Origin of the sequence: Frankia sp. ACN1ag, from assembly GCF_001414035.1 — a bacterium.
In the GTDB taxonomy this organism is placed as follows: Bacteria; Actinomycetota; Actinomycetes; order Frankiales; family Frankiaceae; genus Frankia; species Frankia torreyi.
The window spans coordinates 1-3,688 of record NZ_LJPA01000076.1 but is presented as its reverse complement, the minus strand read 5'-3'; the positions used below and the strand labels follow the sequence as shown (position 1 = coordinate 3,688).

At 74.6% G+C, this 3,688-nt stretch carries 2 protein-coding genes and 2 rRNA genes; 1 reads left to right on the top strand and 3 read right to left on the bottom strand.

Annotated features, from left to right (window positions below; all coding sequences use genetic code 11):
• Positions 1-90: 90 nt before the first annotated feature.
• Positions 91-1,149 carry a lipopolysaccharide assembly protein LapB gene (locus UK82_RS30450; protein ID WP_044887512.1) on the bottom strand — a complete coding sequence of 353 codons (1,059 nt, stop codon included), beginning with the start codon at positions 1,147-1,149 and terminating at the stop codon, positions 91-93.
• Positions 1,150-1,737: 588 nt separating this feature from the next.
• Here UK82_RS30450 and UK82_RS30445 point away from each other — a divergent pair.
• Positions 1,738-2,478 carry a hypothetical protein gene (locus UK82_RS30445; protein ID WP_044887511.1) on the top strand — a complete coding sequence of 247 codons (741 nt, stop codon included), beginning with the start codon at positions 1,738-1,740 and terminating at the stop codon, positions 2,476-2,478.
• 801 nt (positions 2,479-3,279) lie between these two features.
• On the opposite strand, the gene rrf is transcribed toward UK82_RS30445, so the two are convergent.
• A 5S ribosomal RNA gene (rrf, locus tag UK82_RS30440) occupies positions 3,280-3,396 on the bottom strand.
• A gap of 77 nt (positions 3,397-3,473) precedes the next feature.
• Positions 3,474-3,688: ribosomal RNA gene (locus tag UK82_RS30435) — 23S ribosomal RNA — on the bottom strand; the annotation flags it as partial.

The window sequence follows — 3,688 nt, the reverse complement described above, 5'->3', positions numbered from 1 at the left end:
CAGCACCAACGGCTGGACCCTGACCGCCGCACCCCCTTAAACCACGGCCATCCACCCCCACCAGCACCCCGCAAGATTTTCAGTGATCTTCTAGGACGGATCGTGTGACCGCTCCGCTGCTTCCCCCGAATCCGCTTCCGCCGAATCCGCCGGATTCACCACCGCTGCGGTGACGTCCCCCGAGTCGGCCAGATCCCCCGCATCCGCCAGATCGCCCGAGTCAGCCAGATCTCCTGCGCTCGTGGCATCCGGCGCATCAACGACGTTCGGCTCCTCGATGGCGGAGCCCCCGAAATCCGGATCGGCATCCGTGATGTCGACCGAATCGGTGGCGCCCGCTGCCGAGGAATCGCCAGAACCGGTGACGCCGGCTGCGGCCTCCTGATCCGTGGCTGCCTGCCCGCCGCCCAGCAGCTCGACGGCGTTCACCGCCTCGGACTCGACGTCCGCCTCGGACTCGACGTCCTCGTCCTCGGGCATCGGCTGGCCGGTGACGATCTCGTAAGCGCGAGCGGCCGCGTCCGTCTCGCCGTCGTCGACGGCCGCGGCGGAGGTGAACCACCGGGCCGCTTCCTCGGGACGGCCGGCGGCCAGCAGCGCCTCGGCGTAGGCGTACCAGAGCCGCGGAGCCCACGGCGCCGGCGCGCCCTTCGCGGTGGCGAGGTCGCGCAGCAGCACGACGGCGGCCTCCGGCTGGCCCAGGTCCCGGCGCGCCCCGGAGATCACGATCAGCATCTCGGCGCGGGCCGCCGGGTCCAGTTCGTCGGCCTGCGGATCGCGCAGGTAGGCGATGGCCCGCTCGGGCCGACCGAGGCCGCGCTCGCTGTCCGCCATCAGCGGCAGGTTGTGGCCCGAACCGTCCATCCGCCGGGCGGCCCGCAGCTCGACGAGCGCCGTGGCGTACTCGCCGGCGTGGTAGGCCGCGATGCCGACCGCCTCACGCACGGCGGGAAGGCGGGGCACCCGGTCGGCGGCGGCCCGCGCATGGGCGAGGGCCGCGGCCGGATCGTCGTCGAGCAGGAGCGCGGTCGCGACGAGATGCCGGGCGATCGTGTCCGCCAGATTCGTCGGCAGCCCCCGCAGCGAGCGGCGGACGTCGTGGTCGAGCATGTCCGCGCGGGCCTCGTCCGGCAGCGGCGGGGTCTGCACCCGGGGCCGCCGGCTGCCGACATCGGTGCGATCCGGCCGGGCCGACCGATCCGGACGGTCCCCCCGCCGATCGTCGGGACGGCCAGGTCCACCTGGTCGCCCACCGCGTCCCTGCGGGGCCCCGCGCCCCTGGCTCGCCCCGCGCGCCGCGGCGCCTCGGGGGGCGCCGTTACCCCGCGCGCCCGGTGCACCGGCGCGTTCCCCACGGCCACCCGCGTCCCGAGCACCCGCGCCCCGAGGGCCGGCGCCAGCGCCTCGAGTACCTGCGCCCGAGCCTCGAGTACCTGCATCGGGGACGCCGGAGCCAGCCCCGTCGCGCCATGACCGCTGCTCGCGGTACTCGCGCCGCTCGGCGCCGTCCGCCGCGGCCGGTCGGGGCGCGGCGGGTGCGTCACGACGATCGTTACGATCGTCGCCGGCCGTGGAGCCAGCGGGCCGCGTGTTCGCCGGACGGTTGGACGACCACCTGTCGGATCGGCCGTCACGCGCCGACGGATCACGGTCCGGTGCCACACGCTCCCGGCCGCGCTCCCACGGCCGCTGCTCCCGGCCATCTCGCTGGTCCTGGCGGGGACGCTGGTCCTGGCCTTGGCGGGGCGGCCGCTCGCCACCGGCGACCCGTGGCCGTTCGGACGGCGTTCGGGTTCCGGTGGACGGCCGCTGCCCGGCGGTCCACGGCCGGGCAGCGGGCCCTCCGCGTCCCTGTCCCTGGCCGGACTCGGCCCGCTGCCACCCGCCGCGGCCGGCAGCGCTCTCGGGACGCGACGGCCGCTCAGCCTGCACGCGTCCGTGCGCCATGCCGCGGTCGGGCGCGCCGCGGTCGGTGCCACGCTCGGTGGTACCGGCCGCACCGTACCTGCGGGCACCGTCGTCACGACGGTCGTTCCGGTCGCGCGACGGCTCCCGGAATGGGCGGCGCTGCGCGTCCGGGGCGCCGGTACGGTGGCCGCCGGTGGCGGTCCGCTCATCCGCACCCGGCCGGCCGCGGCGAACCCGCCACGCCGACTCCGCCGTCATCCGCCCCGGGACCTGCCCCGCACGGCCGACGCCGCCGCGCGCCGCCCCGCCAGCACGCCCGCCACCGCTGGCACCCGCGCCCTGACGAAAGCCGGGGCCGCCCTGACGGTCCCCGCCGGTTCGGTCGTCACGGGGCTGGCCGGCACCGAAGGACGCCCCGGCCGGCCCGCGCCGATCGAAGCGGTCGCCGCCGGACGAACCCTGCCCACCCTGCGGGCGGTCATTTCGCGGGCGGTCGGTCCGCGGAAAGCGCGCACCCCCGTCCGGACCACCGCCGGAGTCGCCGGCAGGCCGCGGCCGCCGGGCCGGTGAATCGGCCCGGCCATACCCACCGCTCTCGCCCTCCGTCCGGTCGGCCCAACGGCGGCCTGCCCCGGTTGGCCGAGAGCCTCGGCCGGGGGCGGCGTCGGTCAGCCGCCGGACCTGCCCGGACCTGGCTCGGCCCGCGCCGCTGGCGGCATCGCCGGACCAGCCGCCGCGGGTAGCGCTCTGCCCCCGGGTGCCACCGGCACGCGGCGCCGCCGACCGGGCCGGAGCTGCACCCCGCCCGGCGCCACCCGCCGCATGGTCACGGCGCGGTGCTCCCCCGAACGCACCGTCCGGGCCGGACCGGCCACCGCGCCGAGGGGTACCGTCCCGCCCGGGCTCCCGGTCACGCCGCTGGGGCCGGTCGGAGGCGTACGGCACCGATGTGCCGCGCTCATTCGCTCTGTCTTCCCTCGCCATGACCGGCCGTTCCCCTTCGTCCCGCATGCGCCGCGGTCGGCGGCCGCGGATCTGATGTGTGCTCTGCCAGGAGGGCATGGACCCACCGGTCTGCCCCGGCGCGGTCCGCCGCGGCGTCGGAGGAGACCTCGACGAGGATCCGGACGCCGATCCGCGGGATGCCCGCAGCGATGTCCACAGTACGGGGTATGCCCGACGCCGCCGCTCCCAGCCGGTCGGCGCCGCCACGCCGGCAGCGAGTCCGGGCCGGTCTGATCCCCGACCGGCCTGGCGCCGAACGCCGCCGGAGGACAACGCCGGAACCGGCCTCAGCCGCACGCCGGGGATCGTCCACGCACAAAACAAGTGTGGGGTTGCCTTAAAAAGGCAACCCCACACTTTGTGTAAGTCCGGCGGCGTCCTACTCTCCCACACAGTCCCCCATGCAGTACCATCGGCGCTGAAGAGCTTAGCTTCCGGGTTCGGAATGAGACCGGGCGTTTCCCCTTCGCCAAAACCACCGAAACNCTATTCAACTATACAACCAGTAACCCAGACCGGCCATACAGCTGGGAACCGCACAGTGGACGCGTAGCACCTTCGAAGACAAGCCCTCGGCCTATTAGTACCGGTCAGCTCCATGCGTCACCGCACTTCCACCTCCGGCCTATCAACCCGATCATCTAGTCGGGGGCCTTACCAGGCTACCCTGTGGGAGACCTCATCTCGAAGCAGGCTTCCCGCTTAGATGCTTTCAGCGGTTATCCCTTCCGAACGTAGCCAACCAGCCATGCCCTTGGCAGAACAACTGGCACAC